Here is a 19,973-nt window from a genome sequence, read left to right as displayed (position 1 = left end):
ATCAACCGCCGCAACCGATAGACATCAGTAAAGTCAGATCGCGTCTGTCTTTAGTCATGTCCAACAGCATAGCGCGTTAAGCTGGCCTCACCGCATGGTGAGGGAGAATTGCGAACAACAGATGACGGAGGGCCGCTTATCGTAAAGCGAACGGAGACAAGTGCATAAGCGCATTGTACCGAGCATGGCGGCGTCCTCAGGGTGGATGGAATCAGTGGAAAACTGCGGCGCAATGATGGCATCTTTTTTTTACTGGAACAACCCGTTGCAACGAGATTGATACGCATAAGCAACATTCAGCAACAATCTGATTAATAAGTGAATATCAAATCATCGAGTGATAAAAACGCTTAAATATCTTTATGTTATGCGAATTTATGCAAGGTGTGTCCGCCTTCATGTTGCTCCCTGTTTCCAGAGGAGTAATATGGCCCGCACTTTCCTCAATCAGCCGGAGGCTGCATGTTTAAGGCATTAGTCATTGAAAATGATGAGCAGGGATACCGCACTTCCCTGCAGGATCTGTCAGAACAACAGTTGCCCGATCAGGATGTCTCCCTCGAAGTTAGCTACTCCACCCTCAACTACAAAGACGCGCTCGCCATCTGCAATAAAGGGCCGATTGTGCGTCAGTTCCCGATGGTGCCGGGTATCGATTTTGTCGGTCGGGTGATCAGCAGCCGCCATCCAGAGTGGCAGCAGGACGATGTGGCACTGCTCACCGGTTGGGGTGTGGGTGAAAAGCATTGGGGCGGACTGGCGCAGAAGGCCAGCGTTTCTGGTGACTGGCTGGTGAAAGTGCCTGCGGCTTTAAGCCCGTTGCAGACCATGGCGATTGGCACCGCCGGCTTCACCGCGATGCTGTGCGTTCTGGCTCTGGAAAAACAGGGCATCACGCCGCAGCAGGGTCCGGTGCTGGTGACGGGTGCCAGCGGCGGCGTCGGCAGTTTCAGCGTCAGTTTGCTGGCCCGTTTAGGCTATGACGTGGTGGCCTCCAGCGGACGCGCCAGCGACAGCGATTACCTGATCAACACCCTCGGCGCCTCATCGATTATCGATCGCACTGAACTGAGCGCACCCGGCAAACCCCTGGCGAAAGAGCGTTGGGCCGCAGCGATTGATAGCGTCGGCAGCCATACGCTGGCCAACGTGCTGGCGGGCATCAAGCGCGATGGTGTGGTGGCAGCCTGCGGCATGGCGCAAGGTCTGGATCTCCCCACCAGCGTGGCACCGTTTATTCTGCGCGGCGTGGTGTTAGCCGGAGTGGATAGCGTGATGTGCGCTAAGCCGTTGCGTGAGCAAGCGTGGCAGCGTCTGGCGGAACTGGTGGATGGCGCAGTGCTGAAGCAGTTAACCAAAGTCATTCCGCTAAGTGAAGCGCGTGAAGGTGCCGAGGCATTGCTGGCGGGCGAAGTTCGTGGACGTCTGATTGTCGATTGCCGGTAACTTTTTGGGCGCCATCAATGGCGCCCCACTTCTACGCCCGCAGCTGAATTTGCGGCCTGCCCTGCTCTTGCGGCATCACAACGTGCAGTTCCGCCTGATACCAGCGCGTCAGCGTGGTTTCCGTCATCACTTCTTGCGGTGAACCCTGCGCCACCAGCTTGCCCTGATGCAACAGCAGAATGCGATCGGACCACAGCGACGCCAGATTGAGATCGTGCAGCACAGTGCAGACGCTAAAGCGACCGTTGCGCGTCAGCTTATGCAGCAATCGCAAACTGTACTGCTGCCAATACAGGTCGAGTGCGGAAGTCGGCTCATCAAGAAACAGCCAGCCACGCGGACCATCATCATGCCATAACTGCGCCAGCACTCGCGCCAGCTGCACGCGCTGCTGTTCCCCACCGGAGAGCGAACGATAATCGCGCTTCGCCAGTTCCAGGCTGCCAGTGATGTGCATCACCTCTTCAATCACCGCTTTGGATTTGCTGGCAGGCCAGGGCGCACGGCCCATCGCCACCACCTCTTCAGCAGGCAGCGGAAAAGTCACGCTGTTTTGCTGGCGCATCACCGCACGACGTTGCGCCAGCGGTTCACGCGGCCAATCGTTTAACGGGCGATCGCCGAGCCAGCACTCCCCCGCTTCAGGCGCCAGAAACCCAGTTAACAGGCGCAACAGCGTGGACTTGCCTGCGCCGTTGGGGCCGATTAAGGAAATCATCTCACCAGGCTGCAAGGTAATAGAGACATCATCAATCAGCGCACGCGTGCCATGACTAAAGCGCAGGCCGCGAGCCTGCATTGAATCACTCATTCATCCCCCTTTTCTGACGCAGAATCAGCCAGAGAAACCATGGTCCACCGATCAGGCTGGTGATCAATCCCACCGGCATTTCCGCTGGGATCACCACCGTGCGCGCCAGCGTATCCGCCAGCAATAACAGGATGGCTCCCGCCAGTGCCGAACCCAGCAGCATCCAGCGATGATCGCTACCAACACAGAAACGCATCACGTGCGGCACCACCAGTCCGACAAAACCGATAATCCCGCTCACCGACACCGCCGTGCCCACCAGCAGCGCACTCAGCACCAGTAACTCACGCTGGGTGCGCTTCACATCAATCCCCATGTAATGCGCGTCTTCCTCACCGAGTTGCAGCAGATTAAGACGGCGCGCACGGGTCTGGATGGCAATCAACGCAGGAAGAATCAGTACAGCACACACCGCCAGACTCGGCCATTGTGCCGCGCTCAAACTGCCCATGCCCCACAGTGCCAGCTGGCGTAACTGCTGGTCATTACTGAGCCAGGAGAGCACACCCACCGCCGCACCGCACAAGGCGTTGATGGCGATACCGATCAGCAACAAACGTGACAGATTCCCCAGCGCCAGCCGGCTGAAACTAAAGATCAGCAGCGTGACGACCAGGCTACCGATAAACGCAGCAATCGATGGCAGCCACAGCGCCAGCAAAGGCGGCAAGCTGAGCGGCACCACAATCGAAACCGCTACTGCTAGCCCCGCTCCACTGCTGATCCCAAGCAAACCCGGATCGGCCAGCGGATTGCGAAACAAACCCTGCATCACCGCGCCCGATACAGCCAATGCCATACCGAGCAGCACCGCCAGCAATACGCGCGGCAGGCGGATGTTCAGCCAGATTTGCCACGCCATATCGCTGAGCGGCGCGTGGAACAGCGTGCGCATCGACAGCGGCATGGCACCAAAATTGGCAGCCATCAGCATGCAAATCACCATGCTGATGCCCATCAATAGCAGCCAGCGCATCACGGCGGTGTTAGTCATGTTTTACCGCTTCGGCGGCCTTACGCAGCTTCACGATGGTCTCCGGCGTATCAAGACCAAAGCCCAACATGGCCATCTCATCGACCACCAGCAAGGCGTGATGCTGGCCTGCAGGTGTTAACGCCAGACCCGGCAGCGACCAGATTTTCTCTTCGCCGCCCAGCGTGCGCAGGCCATCTTCACCCACCACCACCAGATCCGGCGCGGCAGCAACCACACCTTCCTGTGACAGCTGCTGATAATGCGGGATTGCCGCCATGGCGTTGACCAGACCGGCACTGCGGATTGCGGCGTCAGCACCGGTTTGGTTGCCAGCTGCCTGAGTGCGCATGCCACCGTGTGCCATCACAAACAGCACTTTCACCGGCAGCGGCTGCTGGGGAATCTGCGCGCGCTGCTTGTTCACTTTCTCAATCAGCGCCTTCGCTTCTGCATCACGGTGCAATGCTTTACCGATGGTGGCGATCTTTTCCGGGATGGCGTCGAGGCTGGTTTTGCCGGTGACATCCACCACTTTCACGCCAGCGCTCTCGACCTGCTGTAACACCAGCGACGGTTTCGCCAGCTCGCTGGTCAGCACCAGCGTAGGCTTCATCGCCAGAATGCCCTCGGCATTAAGCTGGCGCATATAACCGATATCCGGCAACTTGTTAGCCTGCGCTGGATGCTGGCTGGTGCTGTCGCGCGCCACCAGATTGGCCTGCGCATCCAGCGCATAAATGATTTGTGTCACATCACCGCCGATCGAGATCACCCGTTCAGCGGCAAATGCCGGCAGTGCCAGCGCGCCCAGCAATAACAGCGTCAGACGTTTCATGCTGTCGCTCCCAATGCAGTGACCTGCTCACGCCAGCGCGCCTGCTCTGGCGTGCCTTCGCTACGCTGTCCATACAGCTGCGCGATCTGCGTGCCATCGGCAGCAAAGAGTTCGAGGCTGGTGACAAAGCCATCGCCACTCGGTTTGCGCGTCACCCAGCTCTCGGCAATGCGGTCCGCCATCAGGTGCAGCGTGAAGGTTGGGTTGAAGATGTTGACCCAGTTGTCCATCGGCATCAGCTTCTCCACCGCACCGGTGAAGATCTGCGTGCAACCCCGGTTGCCAATAAAGATCATGATTTCGTTGCCATCCTGCTGCGCCTGCGCCAGCAGTTGAGCCAGTGAATCGTTGCTGACCTGGCGTGCCAGATCGTCCGGTACTGCGTGAAACGCCTGCTGGCGTGAAATATTGTGGCGCTTCAGTAAGCCAAAGAACTGATGCACATCGGTGATGGCGCGCCATTCGGCTTCCACTTTATCGGCATCAATGGCGCGGCTGTGTTCTGGCGCGACGGCAGGTTGTGGATCGAGTACTGCAGCAGCTTCGCTAGTGAACTCAGCGATCAGCGCATCCCATGCCGCCATGTCGGTATTGTCGGTGGTGCAGATTTTCAGTACCGCATCCGCGTGGCGATCAAAAATCTGAATACTTTGACGTTCGCCGCGCGCTGTCTGCTCACGCAGGAAGAAGGCGCTGTGCCACTGTGCCGGGAACAGACGCTGATCGAGCGCACGTGGGTTAAGGATCAGCCCGGCATGTTCGCCGAGGTGCAGGTTTTCATATTTGCCGACCTGCTCATGCACCGCATATTCGTTGCGGGTAATGCTTTTGGTTTCGCCAACGGCTTCCAGTGCCTTTAGCAACGCCGGGAAATCTGCTTTTAACGCTTGCGCATCCTGGCCGACGCGCGCTTCACACAGCTGCGCTTCGCCAATGCCCATCAGGGCCGCCAGATCGCGGGCATACTTCTTCGGATGCTCGCCCTTCAGCGCCAGGTAGTGATCGTAACGTGGGTTCATTGCTCTTGCTCCATGAAAAGGCCCTGCGCGAACGCAGGGCGAAAAAATGATTAGAAGTCGACGTTCACACCGAGTTGGAAGGTGCGGCCTGGCTGAGTTGCCAGTGCGATATCGTTGCGATCCTGTGCGGTATCGCTGGTCATTTCGCGGCTGCTCAGGTAATCCCAATATTTACGATCTGTCAGGTTATACACGCCACCGCTCAGCTTGACGTTCTTAGCCACCTGCCAATAAGCCGTCAGATCGACCATACCGTAACCCGGCACGCGCTCGTAATCGGTGGTGGAATCGGTCAGTGCAGAACCGGTATTGGTATAGCTCTGGCGGTTGGTCGCCGTGGCTTTTTTGCCCTTCACGAAGGTTGCCGTTACAGCAGCACCGTACTCGTTCTGCGGCGCATCCCAACCCAGGCCCAGCACCGCTTTCATTGGCGGTACACTTTCCAGATCGACGTAACGGTCGCCTAGGTAACTCGATTTAGATTTACCTTCGTTATAGCTAAAGGCGAAGCGTGCGCTCAGGCCCTGCATATCTTGATACCAGGTGCCGAAATTCAGCTTCCCACTCAACTCAGCACCATAGATATAGGCTTTATCGCGATTCTCTGACTGATAAGTAGTGTAAATGTTGCCTGGAACGTTGGTGAATTTCTCCGGGCTACCGGCACGGGTGTAACGGTTATAGGCAATGAAGTTTTTGTAAGCGTTGTAGTAAACCGCTGTGTTCATCACCACGCCTTCGGTCGGCTGTCCTTTCAGACCCCATTCGAAGTTGTTGCTGGTTTCGGTTTTCAAATCCGGGTTACCAATCAGCGCATATTGCTGACTACCCGCATAGCTGGAACCGAGGTTCCATGAACCATACAGCTGGCTGGCGTTCGGGAATTGTGCGCCGCGCTTGTATTGCAGATAGGTCATCAGTGTTGGCGTGAGCTCATGCTGGAATGCCAGTGATGGCAGAACCTGCGTATCGCTATTGCCTGAGCCGTAAAGCGTTCCAACTTCTGATTCGGTTAGAACGGTGCTGCCGCTGGTCAGGCTGCTGAGGTTATCAGGCTTGGTATTTTGGTAAGCCACACGTACGCCCGGCACCACAGCAAAGTTGTGGCCATCCAGGTCGAAGTTGATCTTATCCTGCACAAAGCCGCCCAGCGTGTAGCTGCGGCTGTCTGCTTCAGGCTGCATGATTACACTGAAGGTACCAGGCGTCGGTGACTGGCGGAATGGGCGCTCGGTTTTTTCCAGACGTCCATTTAAACCGGCAGTCAGCTCATGACGACCCAGCGTTTTAGCCAGGTTGGTTTCAAAGCCGTAGCTGTCAGTGTTGTAGTCCGAGTAAACCGTTTCATAGGCTGACGCACTCGAAGGCATATAGGTGTTGTCATGCGCTTCGGTGTGCTGCCAGTAGACACGCGTGCTCAGGCTGTCGATGAAGTCGTTGTAAGGCGTGTACTCGTCCGCCAGGCTCAGGCCGAAGCGACGGGTATCGCTCTGCTGCTGTGCGGTGCCGTATACCGTATTGCCTGAAGTATCCCAGCTGTCGTAATGGGTGTGATTGGTTTTATGGTAGAAATCGGCGGTACCGGTGATTTTGTGCGCGTCATTCGGCTCCCACACCACGCTGCCCAGCAGTGCGTCAGAGTGCCAGTTGGCAGGATAGGCGCCACGGCTCGCATCATTGTTTTGCGTTTCCTGGCCATCGCGACGGCTGTAAACAAAGATACCGCGCAGTTCCTGATCGCCTGCTGCGGCAGTGATGCCGTTGTGCCAGCTGCGGTTTGAGGAATCGAAGTCGCTCTGGTAGCCAAAGTAGGTGGTTTTACCGGGATGTAAGTAGTCGTCTGGCGTCTTGTTGCGGAACGATACCGCACCACCAATCGCGGTGTTGGCCTGAGAGACTGAAGTCGCGCCTTTATCAATATCCACGCGACCAAACATGTATGGGTCGATGTAATCGCGGCCAATACCAAAGGTATCCAAACCGGCGCGGCTGACGTAGCTACGGCCAGTGGCATCCGGCAGAGAAACACCGTCAACGTTGATATCGACGCGGTTGCTTTCCAGACCACGGATGTTGTAGCCGGTGTAGCCCGCGCGATCAAAACCACTTTTACCTGCAGAAGAGCCGCCGCTTGCACCAGTTGCCGTCACGCCTGGTTCGTAGCGCATGATGGTACCGAAATCATTGCCGCCATCCCGCTGCATATCGGCGGCGGTAATGGTGCTTTTGCTACCGGCTTGTTTCTCCAGCTTCGGCGCAGTTACCGTCATAACCGGCTCTGCACTGATGGATTTGTCAGAAGATAAAGCAAGTGTCGTGTTGTCGTTGGCTGCATAGCTGCAAGCGGCGTGAATAGCGGAAGACAAAATCGCAACTTTAAACAGACGTTGCTGGGTCATTCCCTGAAAGAGTGAAGACATGCGCGAAATACCTGGTTAATTGTTAGTATTCGCTCACTGGATTGCCGCCAAAAAAACGCGATATGCGTTAATAAACCGTAAAATGTGTGGACTTATTTTATGTAATAAATAATTTCGTCAGGAATGTAATGCAATTGGTAATCATTATCAATAAACTTTACACTAAGATGTATCTTAGACCGCACATTTTGTTAACTTGTTTATAATCAATAATTAAGAAGAGGCGCCTGATGTCGCAAAAACCGGCTGTGACGATTTACTACTGCACTCAATGCAACTGGCTGCTGCGTTCGGCGTGGATGGCGCAGGAACTGCTGCACACTTTTGCCGAAGATTTGAGCGCGGTGACGCTGAAACCTGGTACTGGCGGCGTGTTTGAAATCTCGATTGATGGCACGGTGATTTGGGAGCGTAAACAGGAAGGCGGATTCCCGGATGCGGCCGCGCTGAAACAGCGCGTGCGTGATTTCTGCTGGCCGGATCGCGAGTTAGGGCACGTGGATAAGAAGAAGCCCTAAAGAGGGTTTCAATAAGGGCGCCAGGTTGCGCCCATGACAGAAAATCAAAACGTTAATGCCTGTGAGGGTTAACTGCTGGCGATTTTTTCCGTCGCTTCATTCAAAGCGTTAATCACAATTTCCAGCGCCTCAGGAGAAATATCTTCCTGCGACAAACGATGGTTCAGCGTATGCCGAATATGATGAATCGCCTGCTCGACTTCCGGAATACTGCGATTATTCACCAGAATCGCCAGCGAAGTCAGTCGCTCAATAATATTGGCAATATTCTCGCCGTTCTCGGCTAATAATGCGCGACCACCTTCATTGAGTGCGTAGGCTTTACGCGACGCATGCGCATCCACTACGCGGATTGCATCCATCTCTTCGAGCAAAGTGAGGTTAGGATAGATGATGCCAGGGCTGGGGGAGTATTCCCCTTTGGACAGCTCTTCCACTGACTTGATCAGCTCATAGCCATGCGCAGAACCGTTGGCGAGGAAATGCATCATCAACAGGCGGATATCACTGGCATCCAGCATCCTTTCCCGGCGCTTTTTACGCGCACCTGCACAGATTGCACGTTGTGCATTATCGGACTGCCATGGAAAATCCCGCTGCTGTTTCATTGCCTTCCCTGAGGTCAATTAAGGGAGGTTGATAGTAGTCTGCCGCCTGGCAAAATTCAACACAGGCGGCAGCGGGCGCGGCGAAGTCAGTTATTTCTGATGCCAGTAAGCCACCGCGCGTACGAAATCAGTGTGCGCACCACGGCGTTGCGTGAAGTAGTCGCTCAGCAGTTTTACCGCTTCACCTTCACCGGTCAGCCAGATGAAATACTCTTCTGTGGGCAGTGAGATCTGATCCAGCTGCGCAATCAGCGGGCCGAGGTTATCTACCTGCATGCTGCCACTGCCGAGCCAGGTCACCTGCACATTTGGCAGATCGCCGAGATAATCGCGTCCGGTGGTTTCATCGGCGTAGGCCAGCAGATGGATCTGCTGCGCCTGCATCTCAGCGTAGCGACGTTTAAAGGCTGGCAGACCGGTCTCATCGCACACGTAAATCTGGCAGGCATAATCCACGGGCACCACACAGGAGCCACGCGGGCCGCCCATGGCGATCTGATCGCCTGGCTTTGCCTCATTCGCCCAGCTGCTGGCCACGCCGCCATCGTGAATATAGAAATCGAGCGTCAGGGAATCCGTACCGTTAAACGTCAGCGGCGTGTAGTCACGCGCAGCCGGACGTACGCCGCCTGGCCAGACGATCCCTTCTTCGGTCATTTGCGGCAAGGCCAAAGTACTGCCAGCGTTGTCCGGGAAGAACACTTTGATGTGATCGTCGAACGATGGCGAATTGAAGCCCGCCAGATCGCTGCCGGTAAACTCGATGCGCCAGAATTCACCGGCGATTAAGGTTTTGCTCGCCACGGTGATATGACGGAAACGTAATTCGTTGCGTACGCGCTTCGGTGCGCGATCGTTAGTGTTTTTTTGCAAGAGATCTCTCCAGACAAAGGCGTTACTAAATGCGAACCTGCTGTTACCCATCCGGGGTGGCAGGATTGCCGACCCTTCAACTGACGATACCGTAACTTGAGAGTCGTTCACGTCAAACGTTATCGAAAATCATTCTCATCTGACGTCAGGCAGAATAGCTATGATATATCTTCGATGCAATGCCGAAAAATGCTATTGGGAAAAGTTGCAGAATTTTCGGTGTGGCTTGAAAAGTATTAACGCTGAAGGGGTTTCAGGAGAGCACCGCAGCGACCTCTCCCGCACAGGGAATTAAGTTCGACTAGCGAACAACAGCAAGCAACGATCGCGCCGCAACAAACGTGCGGCGTGTCATCGATATTAACGGAGTAAAGCGCGGTAAAACGGAGGTGAAATCAGGCCTGATGGTTACTGCAGTTGACGAAGCTATTGTCATCCTGGCTGTGCTGCGGCAGCGGGTTATCACCCACAATTTCATGCTGCTGGCAGTGAGTCTGATGAGGATGCAGGCCGCCCGGCGGAGAGAAAGGCTCAGCCATCTGTGCACTTGCCAGCGAGGAAAACGCCACAAGCGCTGTCATGAGGAACAACGGTAAAAGTCGCATAATTTTTTCTTTTTCACTTTAGCGGTCCAGAGCGGACCAGGAATGCAGGTGATTATCCAGCCTGATGTGTGGCGGCTGGTGTTTTACGCGGCCAATCAGGTTTCAATGAAGGATTTTACGCCAGTTACGGCGAATATTTTATAAAATCGTGCGGTTAGTCACAGATAACCGCACGATTTATGCATTAGCAGGTGGAGACCGGAATGTAGAAAGTGCCCTGCAGCAAATCGGGCGTGCTGTATTTCAGATCCAGCTTGAGCAGGTCTTTACCGGCCCGGCGCGCCACACCCAGTGCAGGCAAGTGGTTGTAGTAAATCTCGGCGGTAAACGCGTTGATCTCTTCCGGCGTACCGTGCCAGTCAATTTCCGCATATAAACCACTCTCGCCGGTCCAGTTCTGCACGTTGCGCGGCAGCACATCGGCATACTGACTTTCCAGTGCCTGGAACAGACTAATGTGCTGCTGATCGGCTGAATTCACTCCCGGACTGAACTGGAATCCCAGCCAGCCACGACTGACATGCTTACCGGCAAAACGGACAAAATCGCGGGTATACTGCGCGACCACCTGATTATGATGATCGATGTACTCGCCAAAGCGGCACTCCCACTCAATCACTTCGCCACACAGCTGCAACTCCGGCTTCTCGGCCAGACGCGCGTTGACCCACGAACGCTGCGTGGAAATACGACTGTGGAAATCCTTCATCAGCATGTCCGGGATACGACGATAGGCGCCGGGCGTCATGGAGAAGTGGCTTTTGAATACCCTCGTGAAATTCTGCTGGTTATCGAAGCCAAAGCGCACGGCAATATCGATGAGCGGCATGCTGGTCAAACGCAGCGCCATCGCTGACATGGTCAGGCGACGCTTGCGCGTATACGAGGCCAGCGTTTGGCCGGTCATCTCTTTGAACATGCGCTGCATGTGCCACTTGGAGTAACCAGATTTCAGGGTAATCAGATCGATATTGAGCTCATCGGTCAGATTCGCCTCTATCCAGTCCACCAGATCGTTGATGTACTGTTTTTTAAGATTCAGGCTGAGCATGATTTTTTCAATCGAGTGATAAGTGTGAAGGTAATGAATTTGCGCGATTAGTCACATAAATATAACAAAAACGTATTACTTACGTAAGGAAGAGTAAAGGCAGCGAGGCGGGAACAGCATTAATTGCTTAGGTTACTAACGTTTTAGGGTCAATTTTTGCACTGCGATAATGTGAATAAGGTCGCTATTACCAGCGACCTTCACGCAATTTTTGTAACGGGGCGCACACTGTTGCGAAACCGGTCTCTGTGAAGACTCAGTGCGTATGCATGCCTGCCGCGTTCATCATCATACGAAACAGTGATGCCACCACACCCAGTGCCAGCACGCTTGCGCCATAAATAATGACCAGCCATATCACCCGCTTCCACCATGGCGACGGCGTTACCCTGTCTTTCATCTTGCTGACCTGGATTGGCATATCAATGGTACCCCTCATCGGCTTTGATTTTTCCGCGGAACACGTAGTAACTCCAGAAGGTGTAACCCAGAATCACCGGAATAATCAGTAAAGCGCCCACCAACATAAACGCCTGGCTACTGGCCGGAGATGCGGCCTGCCAGATAGTGATCGACGGCGGTACGATGTTTGGCCAGATACTGATACCCAGACCGGAGAAACCGAGGAAAATCAGCGCCAGCGTCAAAAGAAACGGTGAGTAATGCGCCTCACGCTTGATGGCGCGCACAATCCCCCACGAGCACAGCACCACCAGTAGCGGAACCGGCAGGAACCAGAACAGGTTGGGACGTGAGAACCAGCGTTGCGCGATATCCGCGTGGGTGAGCGGCGTCCAGACACTGATAATGCCAACCACCAACAGCAGCGTCAGGGTGAGCGGTGTGGCCAGCGCTGACATTTTGCGGTGCAGGTCGTGCTCAGTTTTCATAATCAGCCAGGTGCAGCCCAGCAGTGCATAAGCAATCACTAAGCCAATACCGCAGAACAGCGGGAACGGCGCCAGCCAACTCATTGCTGAACCGACATATTCACGGCCTGATACCGGGAAGCCATTAAGAATGGCGCCCACGGCCACGCCCTGACTAAAGGTCGCCAGCAGCGATCCGGCGATGAACGATTTATCCCAAAACGGACGATGCTCTTCAGTGGCTTTAAAGCGGAACTCAAACGCCACGCCGCGAAAAATCAAACCGATGAGCATCGCGGTTAATGGGATCGATAGCGCATCCAGCAGCACCGAATAGGCCAGCGGGAAAGCGCCATACAGCGCTGCGCCCCCCAGTACCAGCCAGGTTTCGTTACCATCCCACACTGGCGCCACGGTGTTGACCATCATGTCGCGCTCGATCGGATCTTTGTTGAATGGCAGCAACAGCCCAATCCCCAAATCGAAGCCATCCATCACGATATACATCAGGGTGCCAAACACGATGATGGCGAACCAGATGATAGAAAAGTCGATCATAATTATTGCTCCCCACGTTTATGGGTATTGGCCGCTGACAGCGGACGAGCCGGAGTGTGTTGCTCGCCCGGGCCACCGTGCGCCACTTCTCTACCTTCACCGGTCACTGGACCTTGTTTAATCAGGCGCATCATGTAGTGATAGCCGACACCAAACACCGAGCAGTAGACCACGATGAACGCCATCAGGCTGATGCTCATGTGCAGATTGCCATGGGCGGAGACCGCATCAATGGTGCGCTGCACGCCATACACTACCCACGGCTGGCGACCCATTTCGGTGGTGATCCATCCCGCCAGAATGGCGATCAGTCCCGATGGCCCCATCAGCAAGCAGAACCACAAAAACGGCCGTGACTGATACAGGCGCTTCTTCACCCGCAGCCACAGGCTGATCACACCCATACCGATCATCAACAAACCGAGCGCTACCATCACGCGGAACGACCAGAAAATCACGGTGGAGTTTGGGCGATCCTCTTTCGGGAAAGTTTTCAGTGCCGGGATCTGCTTCTGAAGGCTGTGCGTCAGAATCAGGCTACCGAGATAGGGAATCTCCAGCGCATATTTGGTGCGCTCCTGCTCCATATCCGGCACACCGAACAGAATCAGTGGCGTGGCTTCACCTGGCTTGTTTTCCCAGTGCCCTTCTATCGCCGCGATTTTGGCTGGCTGATACTCCAGCGTGTTCAGGCCATGTGCATCGCCGAGAAACGCCTGAATCGGTGAGACGATCAGTGCCATCCACAGCGCCATCGAAAACATCTTGCGCACGGCAGGGTTGTCATTGCCTCGCAGCAGATGCCAGGCCGCTGAAGCGCCGACAAAGAAGGCACTGGCGAGGAAAGCCGCGGTGGACATATGTAGCAATCTGAACGGGAATGACGGGTTAAAAATGATCTTGAGCCAGTCCTCCGGCACCACAACGCCGTTTTCGATGATGTAACCCTGTGGGGTGTGCATCCAGCTGTTACTGGCCAGAATCCAGAAGGTCGAGAAGATGGTGCCTAACGCCACCATGCAGGTGGCGAAGAAGTGCAGACCAGGACCGACGCGATTCCAGCCAAACAGCATCACACCGAGGAAACCCGCTTCCAGGAAGAAGGCGGTTAACACTTCATAGGTGAGCAGTGGCCCGGTGATACTGCCGGCAAACTGCGAGAAACCACTCCAGTTAGTGCCGAACTGATAGGCCATTACCAGCCCGGAGACCACACCCATACCGAAGTTAACGGCAAAGGCTTTGGACCAAAAATGATAGAGATCGCGATAGGTCTCGTTGCGGGTTTTCAGCCACATCCCTTCGAGCACCGCCAGGAAACTGGCGAGGCCGATGGTGATGGCTGGAAAAATAATATGGAAGGAGACAGTAAAGGCGAACTGTATCCTTGCCAGGTGAAAGGCATCTAATCCAAACATTGCTTACCTCATTGCCACAAAGTGCACTGGAATTTTTACTTATAATGAACAACAGCGTGCGGGGAGTTATTTCGTCTTATCGGATGAAAGGTCGCACTAATGTAAAAGGAAGCAGTCAGAACGAAAATAAACAGAGGAAGTCTTTAAAACTATAACAGTGTTTTTTGATGGCGATCATTGTCTCGATCAGAGACTAATTGATTGATATGACAGCCCAAAGGTTAACAATCCTCACTTATTGTGACGATATTGTTATTGATCCATAAGGCAGAACTTCAGCGTTAACAGGTAAGCACTTCATTTGATTATTATTATTATATGCAGACAACATAAAGGTTAATTAACTTTCTCGCCAAATGGCGTGTCAATAATTCCAGACAATATGGTGTTATCCCGATTGTTAATTAAAATGGCCTGTTTTTAATACCAAACGATATATTTTTCCAGACCTGCACTCAGCGCATCGCGCTCTCTTCACTCTTAACGCTTTGCGGCATAGCGTTTGCAAGCATTAACCCGCTGTGCTTTTTTAGAGCAGCAAAGCCATCGGTTAATCAGCGAAGGAGAGGTTATGACCCGTCTTACCGCACAGGATTTTCCCCAGGAACTGCTTGAGTTATATGACTATTACGCGCACGGCAGGATCAGTAAACGTGAGTTCATCACCCTGGCCGCCAAATTCACCATCGCCGGCATGACCGGTGCCACCCTGCTTACCGCCATGAGCCCCAACTATGCACTGGCGCAGCAAGTTGAATTCACCGACCCTGAGATCAAACCCGAATACATCCACTATCCCTCTCCGCAAGGCCATGGCGAGGTGCGCGGCTATCTGGTGCGTCCAGCCAAGGCAACCGGCAAAGTGGGCGCGGTGGTGGTGGTGCATGAGAATCGCGGACTGAATCCATACATTGAAGATGTCGCACGTCGCGTGGCCAAAGCCGGATATATCGCGCTGGCACCGGATGGCCTGAGCTCAATGGGCGGTTATCCGGGCAATGATGAAGAGGGTCGTGCAATGCAGGCCAAAGTCGATCCCACTAAGTTGATGAACGACTTTTTTGCTGCCGTCGATTTCCTGATGCACCACGAGGAAGGCACTGGCAAGGTGGGGATCACTGGCTTCTGTTACGGCGGCGGCGTGGCGAATGCTGCTGCAGTGGCCTTCCCCGAACTGGCTTGTGCAGTGCCGTTTTATGGTCGCCAGCCCAAAGCAGAAGACGTGCCGCGCATCAACGCCCCGCTGCTGCTGCACTATGCCGCGTTAGACAAAGGCATCAACGAAGGCTGGCCAGCGTATGAAGAGGCGCTGAAAGCTAACCATAAAACCTATGAAGCCTATATCTATCCCGGCGTAAATCATGGCTTCCACAACGACTCGACCCCGCGTTATGACAAAGCGGCAGCAGAGCTGGCGTGGAGCCGGACATTGGGGTGGTTTGAGAAATATTTGCACGTCTGACAGTGCCGAACTTGCGTAGCGGACTGATTTATCGGGTGTTCCCAGGTGCTGACACATCAAGGAGATGCGCGATGCATGAGGCCGCTACGCCTACGCGTTATCCTTTACAATGCGGTGCACATTGCTTTCCAGCCAGTCGGCCAGGCCAATCACGTGCCCTTCAACTTCACGTCCGAGCGGCGTCAGTCGATACTCCACATGCGGTGGCACCACTTCATAGGCGATGCGCTCGATAAACCCATCTTCTTCCATATAGCGCAGCGTTTGCGCCAGCATGCGTTCACTGACGCCACCAATCTTGCGGCGCAATTCACTAAAACGCAGCGTTTCTTCGCGCAGCGCTAATAATACCAATACGCTCCAGCGGCTGGTAATGCGCTTGAGCACGTCACGTGAAGGGCAATTGACGTTAAGCAGCTCGCCGCGGATAAATTTATTACTCAATTTTTCAGACATTTATGCTGCCTCTTCCAAACCAACAAATCTGTAAGTACTTACTAAAAGTTAGTTTATCCCTTAGGCTGATTTCATTCCAGCTCAAACTGAAGGAGAACATCATGATTGCGATTACCGGTGCCACAGGCCAACTGGGCCGTTTGGTGATTAACGAGTTACTGAAAAAAGTGCCTGCCAGTGAAGTGATTGCGGCAGTGCGTTCACCTGAGAAAGCAGGCGATTTGAAAGCGCTGGGCGTGACGTTGCGCGCGGCGGATTACAGCAAGCCAGACACGCTGAAAAGCGCGTTCAGCGGCGTCGATAAGCTCCTGCTGATCTCTTCCAGCGAAGTGGGGCAGCGTGAAGCGCAGCACCAGGCGGTGATTGATGCAGCAAAAGCGGCGGGCGTGAAGTTTATCGCTTACACCAGCCTGCTGCATGCGGACACCACCACGCTGGGTCTGGGCGTTGAGCACCGTGCTACCGAAGCGATGTTAAAGGCCTCAGGCGTGCCCTATGCCCTGCTGCGAAACGGCTGGTACACCGAAAACTATGCCGCCAGCATTGCCCCGGCGCTGGCGCATCACGCCTTTATTGGCGCGGTGGGTGAAGGCCGTATCTCATCGGCCGCTCGCGTTGACTATGCCGCCGCCGCCGCCGAAGTGATTAGCCGTGACGATCAGGCAGGTAAAGTGTATGAGCTCGCTGGCGATGAGAGCTATACGCTGGCCGAGTTCAGCGCCGAGATTGCTAATCAGTCTGGTGAGCAAGTGGACTACATCAACCTGCCGCCTGCTGAGTTTGAGGCAGCATTGAAAGGCGCCGGTTTACCGGATGCGTTGGCAGAACTGCTGGCGGACTCCGATGCCGGTGCCGCGCAAGGCGGATTATTCGATGACAGCCGTGCGCTGAGCAAACTGATTGGTCGGCCGACCACGCCGTATGCTGAAGTGATTAAAGCCACACTGGCGAAGTAATGCCTGTTCAGGCCAGCTAACGCTGGCCTGATTCCCGTCTCGTATGCCACCAAATGATCAAAGCCAAACGCGGTATTTAAGTCAAATAATGGCGATTTTCTTATTTACAGATAATTCTGTGCACTGATTTTAACCAGCATTTAAAACACTGCTTTCATTTCCTGAAATATAGCTTGTTGTAATCGCTGTAAATTCACTAAAAAGCCGGATCAATCGACAAGATTTATTACGTTCATAGATATTTCGCATTGTTGTCTCGGCTATTCAAAGCTCTATAATTTGTGCTTTGAGCAACCAGGCAATTTCAGGAGGCCGCTATTAATACTAACCAGCAACATCAAGCTTTCGGGGAACACGAAGCCCATGCTGATCTGGGGTATCAATACGATCCTCACGAATTTATCCGCGAAGGCATGGAGGATTCCGAGCCGGAACCGGAGCTGATCCAGGGTCTGCCCGCGCCAGATGCGCTCACCCCTGCCGATCGCTACCTTGAACTGTTCGAGCACGTGCAGATGTCGCGCATATTTCCGGATGGAAAAACCTTCCCGGACTGCGCGCCAAAATATGATCCGCTGGATATATTAATCCGCTATCGTCGAACTCGTCGCTCGGCCGAATTCGATCTCGAAAAATTCGTGCACGACCAATTTTATTTACCTCAGGTGAATGAAAGCTTTTATGTTTCCAATCCTGATAAATCGCTGACGGAACATATTGACGAGTTGTGGCCGGTGTTAACCAAAATGCCGCAACAGCATTTACCGCACTCATCGCTGCTGCCGCTGCCAAAACCCTATCTGGTGCCCGGCGGACGCTTTGGTGAGACCTATTACTGGGACTCCTATTTCAGCATGCTCGGCCTTGCCGATGCCGGGCGTGACGATTTGCTGCGCGACATGGCAGATAACTTCGCATGGCTAATCGATAACTACGGCCACGTGCCAAACGGCAACCGGACTTATTATCTCAGCCGCTCACAGCCACCGGTGTTTGCCCTGATGGTTGAGCTGTTTGAAGAGGATGGGATTCGCGGTGCCAAGCGTTATCTCGACCAGCTGATGAAAGAGTATCAGTTCTGGATGGATGGCGCGGGCGAGCTGATGCCACATCAGGCTTATCGCCACGTGGTGCGCATGCCCGATGGCTCGCTGCTCAACCGCTACTGGGATGACCGCGACACCCCGCGTGATGAGTCGTGGATGGAAGACGTGGAAACTGCCAGCAAATCGAGCCGACCGGCTAATGAGGTGTATCGTGATTTGCGTGCCGGTGCCGCATCCGGATGGGATTACTCCTCACGCTGGTTGCGCGATCCGCAACGTCTGGCCAGCATTCGCACTACGCAGTTTATCCCTGTGGACCTGAATGCGTTTCTCTACAAGCTGGAGCTGATGATCTCCACGTTGTCGCATGCTAAAGGCGAAGAGCTGACGGCGCTGGCGTGGCAGAAGAAAGCCGACACGCGTAAGCAGGCGATTCATCGTTACCTGTGGGATGACACCGCAGGCGTGTACCGTGATTACAACTGGCGCGACGAACGCTTTGGTGCCTTCACGGCAGCGGCTGTGGTGCCGCTGTTCCTCGGCCTGGCCACGCCGGAGCAAGCGCATCTGCAGGCGGTGGCGCTGCGCCAGTTGCTGCTGACGCAGGGCGGTCTGGTGACATCGATGGTAGAGAGCGGTGAACAGTGGGATAAACCCAACGGCTGGGCACCATTACAATGGATGGCGGTAGTGGGTCTGAATCATTACGGCGAAGAGACGCTGGCGACAGAGATTGCCGTTAACTGGCTGACCACGGTGAAGAACTTCTATTCGCTGCATCACAAACTGGTGGAGAAGTATGACATCAGCGGCGATCGTGCCCGTCCGGGTGGCGGCGGTGAATATCCACTGCAGGATGGATTTGGCTGGACCAACGGTGTGACCCGCAGGCTAATGTCGATGTACGGGCATCTGCTGGCGGATTAAAACAGAAAGGGCGCATCAGCGCCCTTTCTTTTTGGTGGTCATTATCGCAGCGGCTTATTGCGCATCTGTAAGCGGCGATGCAGCCCTGGATTCGCGCGATAAATTGCGCCGCTACGCAACCTGCGCTTATTTATTTCCCTGCAAGAACGCCAGTAAGTCGTCGTTCAACTGATCCTGATGCGTCACCGCAAAACCGTGCGGGCCGTTTTCATACACTTTCAGCTCCGAGCCTTCGATCATCTCGTGTACCAGCTTACCGGTGGCTTCAAAGGGTACAATCTGGTCGTTGCTGCCGTGGATCACCAGCGTCGGCACATCCACTTTGGCGATATCGGCGCGGAAATCGGTCTCGGCAAAAGCCGTGACACAATCGATCGTTCCTTTCAGTGAGGCCAGCAGCGCGATATTCAGCGTCTGCGTCATTACGCCATCTGAAATAGTCTGGCCCGCGTTGGCCCCATAAAACGGCGTGGCGAAGTCTTTGATAAACTGCGCACGATCTTTACGCAAGCCGTCTTTGATACCATCAAATACTGCTTTTTCAACACCTTCCGGATGGTCATCGGTTTTGCCAAAGATGGGCGTCACCGCGCCCAGTAGTACCAGCCCTTTCACTTTCGCCGTACCGTAGCGACCGATATAACGTGAGACATCACCACCGCCCATTGAGAAGCCCACCAGCGTGATGTCATCCAGTTGCAGATGCTCAATCAGCGCATGAATATCATCGGCGAAAGTATCGTAATCGTAGCCTTCCCACGGCTGCTCAGAGCGACCAAAACCGCGACGGTCAAACGCAATCGCACGATAGCCGCGTTCGGCGAGGAAATTCAGTTGGCTATCCCACATATCCGCATCCAGCGGCCAGCCGTGGCTGAACAGCACGGGCTGTCCTTTGCCCCAATCTTTGTAATACAGGTTAACGCCGTCTTTTGCTTTGAATGTGCTCATGTTTTTTGCTCCGTTTAGTGAGTGATGTTGTGTCTGCCAATCAAACTACATTCGGTTGCTGCAAAAACCTAAAGCAGAGATTTTGACAACTTGTTCAAAGATTTTTGCCCTGCAAAGCTGTCAAAAAAGCCTGAACAAGTTGGCCGATTTTTTCCGCTATCAAGCGTC

Annotated in this window: 19 protein-coding genes; 5 read left to right on the top strand and 14 right to left on the bottom strand. The window is 54.3% G+C overall.

Features of this window, described 5'->3' with window-relative positions; genetic code table 11:
- Positions 1–462 precede the first annotated feature (462 nt).
- Positions 463–1,446: an MDR family oxidoreductase gene (locus JK231_RS11725; protein ID WP_211728598.1), complete on the top strand. Its 984-nt coding sequence runs from the start codon at positions 463–465 to the stop codon at positions 1,444–1,446.
- 31 nt (positions 1,447–1,477) lie between these two features.
- Here the strand turns inward: JK231_RS11725 and JK231_RS11720 are convergent, their stop codons facing one another.
- From JK231_RS11720 to JK231_RS11700, 5 genes are read right to left on the bottom strand one after another with little or no spacing between them, the layout of a single operon-like run.
- The gene (locus tag JK231_RS11720) at positions 1,478–2,257 is read right to left on the bottom strand and encodes a heme ABC transporter ATP-binding protein (RefSeq protein WP_211728597.1); all 780 of its coding nucleotides are present in this window, start codon (positions 2,255–2,257) and stop codon (positions 1,478–1,480) included.
- On the bottom strand, positions 2,250–3,251 hold the full coding sequence (locus JK231_RS11715; protein WP_211728596.1) for an iron ABC transporter permease: 1,002 nt from the start codon (positions 3,249–3,251) through the stop codon (positions 2,250–2,252). Before JK231_RS11715 ends, JK231_RS11720 begins: the two co-directional genes overlap by 8 nt.
- Positions 3,244–4,068, bottom strand: coding sequence for a hemin ABC transporter substrate-binding protein (locus tag JK231_RS11710; RefSeq protein WP_211728595.1), 825 nt, complete (start codon positions 4,066–4,068; stop codon positions 3,244–3,246). The genes JK231_RS11715 and JK231_RS11710 overlap by 8 nt, the downstream gene beginning before the upstream one ends.
- Positions 4,065–5,087: a ChuX/HutX family heme-like substrate-binding protein gene (locus JK231_RS11705; protein ID WP_211728594.1), complete on the bottom strand. Its 1,023-nt coding sequence runs from the start codon at positions 5,085–5,087 to the stop codon at positions 4,065–4,067. The genes JK231_RS11710 and JK231_RS11705 overlap by 4 nt, the downstream gene beginning before the upstream one ends.
- A gap of 50 nt (positions 5,088–5,137) precedes the next feature.
- The gene (locus JK231_RS11700) at positions 5,138–7,507 is read right to left on the bottom strand and encodes a TonB-dependent hemoglobin/transferrin/lactoferrin family receptor (RefSeq protein WP_211728593.1); all 2,370 of its coding nucleotides are present in this window, start codon (positions 7,505–7,507) and stop codon (positions 5,138–5,140) included.
- A gap of 230 nt (positions 7,508–7,737) precedes the next feature.
- Between JK231_RS11700 and JK231_RS11695 the strand changes: the two genes are divergently transcribed.
- Positions 7,738–8,025: a SelT/SelW/SelH family protein gene (locus JK231_RS11695; protein WP_097118073.1), complete on the top strand. Its 288-nt coding sequence runs from the start codon at positions 7,738–7,740 to the stop codon at positions 8,023–8,025.
- A 68-nt stretch (positions 8,026–8,093) separates the two neighbouring features.
- Here the strand turns inward: JK231_RS11695 and JK231_RS11690 are convergent, their stop codons facing one another.
- The 7 genes from JK231_RS11690 to JK231_RS11660 form a co-directional block, all read right to left on the bottom strand.
- Positions 8,094–8,633: a PadR family transcriptional regulator gene (locus tag JK231_RS11690; RefSeq protein WP_097118074.1), complete on the bottom strand. Its 540-nt coding sequence runs from the start codon at positions 8,631–8,633 to the stop codon at positions 8,094–8,096.
- A gap of 90 nt (positions 8,634–8,723) precedes the next feature.
- Complete coding sequence (locus JK231_RS11685) at positions 8,724–9,506, bottom strand: siderophore-interacting protein (protein ID WP_249221678.1); 783 nt, start codon at positions 9,504–9,506, stop codon at positions 8,724–8,726.
- A 395-nt stretch (positions 9,507–9,901) separates the two neighbouring features.
- Positions 9,902–10,111 (bottom strand): hypothetical protein, encoded by a 210-nt coding sequence (locus JK231_RS11680; RefSeq protein WP_034823294.1) that lies wholly within the window; start codon positions 10,109–10,111, stop codon positions 9,902–9,904.
- Positions 10,112–10,295: 184 nt separating this feature from the next.
- Entirely contained in the window at positions 10,296–11,162 is an 867-nt protein-coding gene (locus tag JK231_RS11675; protein WP_097118076.1) for a helix-turn-helix domain-containing protein, read from the bottom strand.
- 256 nt (positions 11,163–11,418) lie between these two features.
- Positions 11,419–11,583 carry a DUF2474 domain-containing protein gene (locus tag JK231_RS11670; protein WP_097118077.1) on the bottom strand — a complete coding sequence of 55 codons (165 nt, stop codon included), beginning with the start codon at positions 11,581–11,583 and terminating at the stop codon, positions 11,419–11,421.
- 1 nt (position 11,584) lies between these two features.
- Entirely contained in the window at positions 11,585–12,589 is a 1,005-nt protein-coding gene (cydB, locus tag JK231_RS11665) for a cytochrome d ubiquinol oxidase subunit II (RefSeq protein ID WP_058959314.1), read from the bottom strand.
- Positions 12,590–12,591: 2 nt separating this feature from the next.
- Positions 12,592–14,007 carry a cytochrome ubiquinol oxidase subunit I gene (locus tag JK231_RS11660; protein ID WP_097118079.1) on the bottom strand — a complete coding sequence of 472 codons (1,416 nt, stop codon included), beginning with the start codon at positions 14,005–14,007 and terminating at the stop codon, positions 12,592–12,594.
- 571 nt (positions 14,008–14,578) lie between these two features.
- Between JK231_RS11660 and yghX the strand changes: the two genes are divergently transcribed.
- On the top strand, positions 14,579–15,469 hold the full coding sequence (gene yghX, locus JK231_RS11655; protein WP_097118080.1) for a YghX family hydrolase: 891 nt from the start codon (positions 14,579–14,581) through the stop codon (positions 15,467–15,469).
- A gap of 90 nt (positions 15,470–15,559) precedes the next feature.
- Here yghX and JK231_RS11650 read toward each other — a convergent pair whose 3' ends face one another.
- Complete coding sequence (locus JK231_RS11650; protein WP_097118081.1) at positions 15,560–15,925, bottom strand: helix-turn-helix domain-containing protein; 366 nt, start codon at positions 15,923–15,925, stop codon at positions 15,560–15,562.
- A gap of 101 nt (positions 15,926–16,026) precedes the next feature.
- Here JK231_RS11650 and JK231_RS11645 point away from each other — a divergent pair, with 101 nt between their 5' ends.
- Both JK231_RS11645 and treF read left to right on the top strand, forming a co-directional pair.
- Positions 16,027–16,881, top strand: a complete 855-nt coding sequence (locus JK231_RS11645) for an SDR family oxidoreductase (protein ID WP_211728591.1) — start codon at positions 16,027–16,029, stop codon at positions 16,879–16,881.
- A 317-nt stretch (positions 16,882–17,198) separates the two neighbouring features.
- Positions 17,199–18,854 carry an alpha,alpha-trehalase TreF gene (treF, locus tag JK231_RS11640; protein WP_211728632.1) on the top strand — a complete coding sequence of 552 codons (1,656 nt, stop codon included), beginning with the start codon at positions 17,199–17,201 and terminating at the stop codon, positions 18,852–18,854.
- Positions 18,855–18,980: 126 nt separating this feature from the next.
- Here the strand turns inward: treF and JK231_RS11635 are convergent, their stop codons facing one another.
- Entirely contained in the window at positions 18,981–19,805 is an 825-nt protein-coding gene (locus JK231_RS11635) for an alpha/beta hydrolase (protein ID WP_160833023.1), read from the bottom strand.
- Between the last annotated feature and the right edge of the window lie 168 nt (positions 19,806–19,973).

The sequence above is a fragment of the Pantoea sp. JGM49 genome (assembly GCF_018257655.1).
GTDB classification, from domain to species: domain Bacteria; phylum Pseudomonadota; class Gammaproteobacteria; order Enterobacterales; family Enterobacteriaceae; genus Pantoea; species Pantoea communis.
The sequence above is the reverse complement of the archived record's forward strand: the minus strand, read 5'-3'. Positions and strand labels throughout refer to the sequence as shown.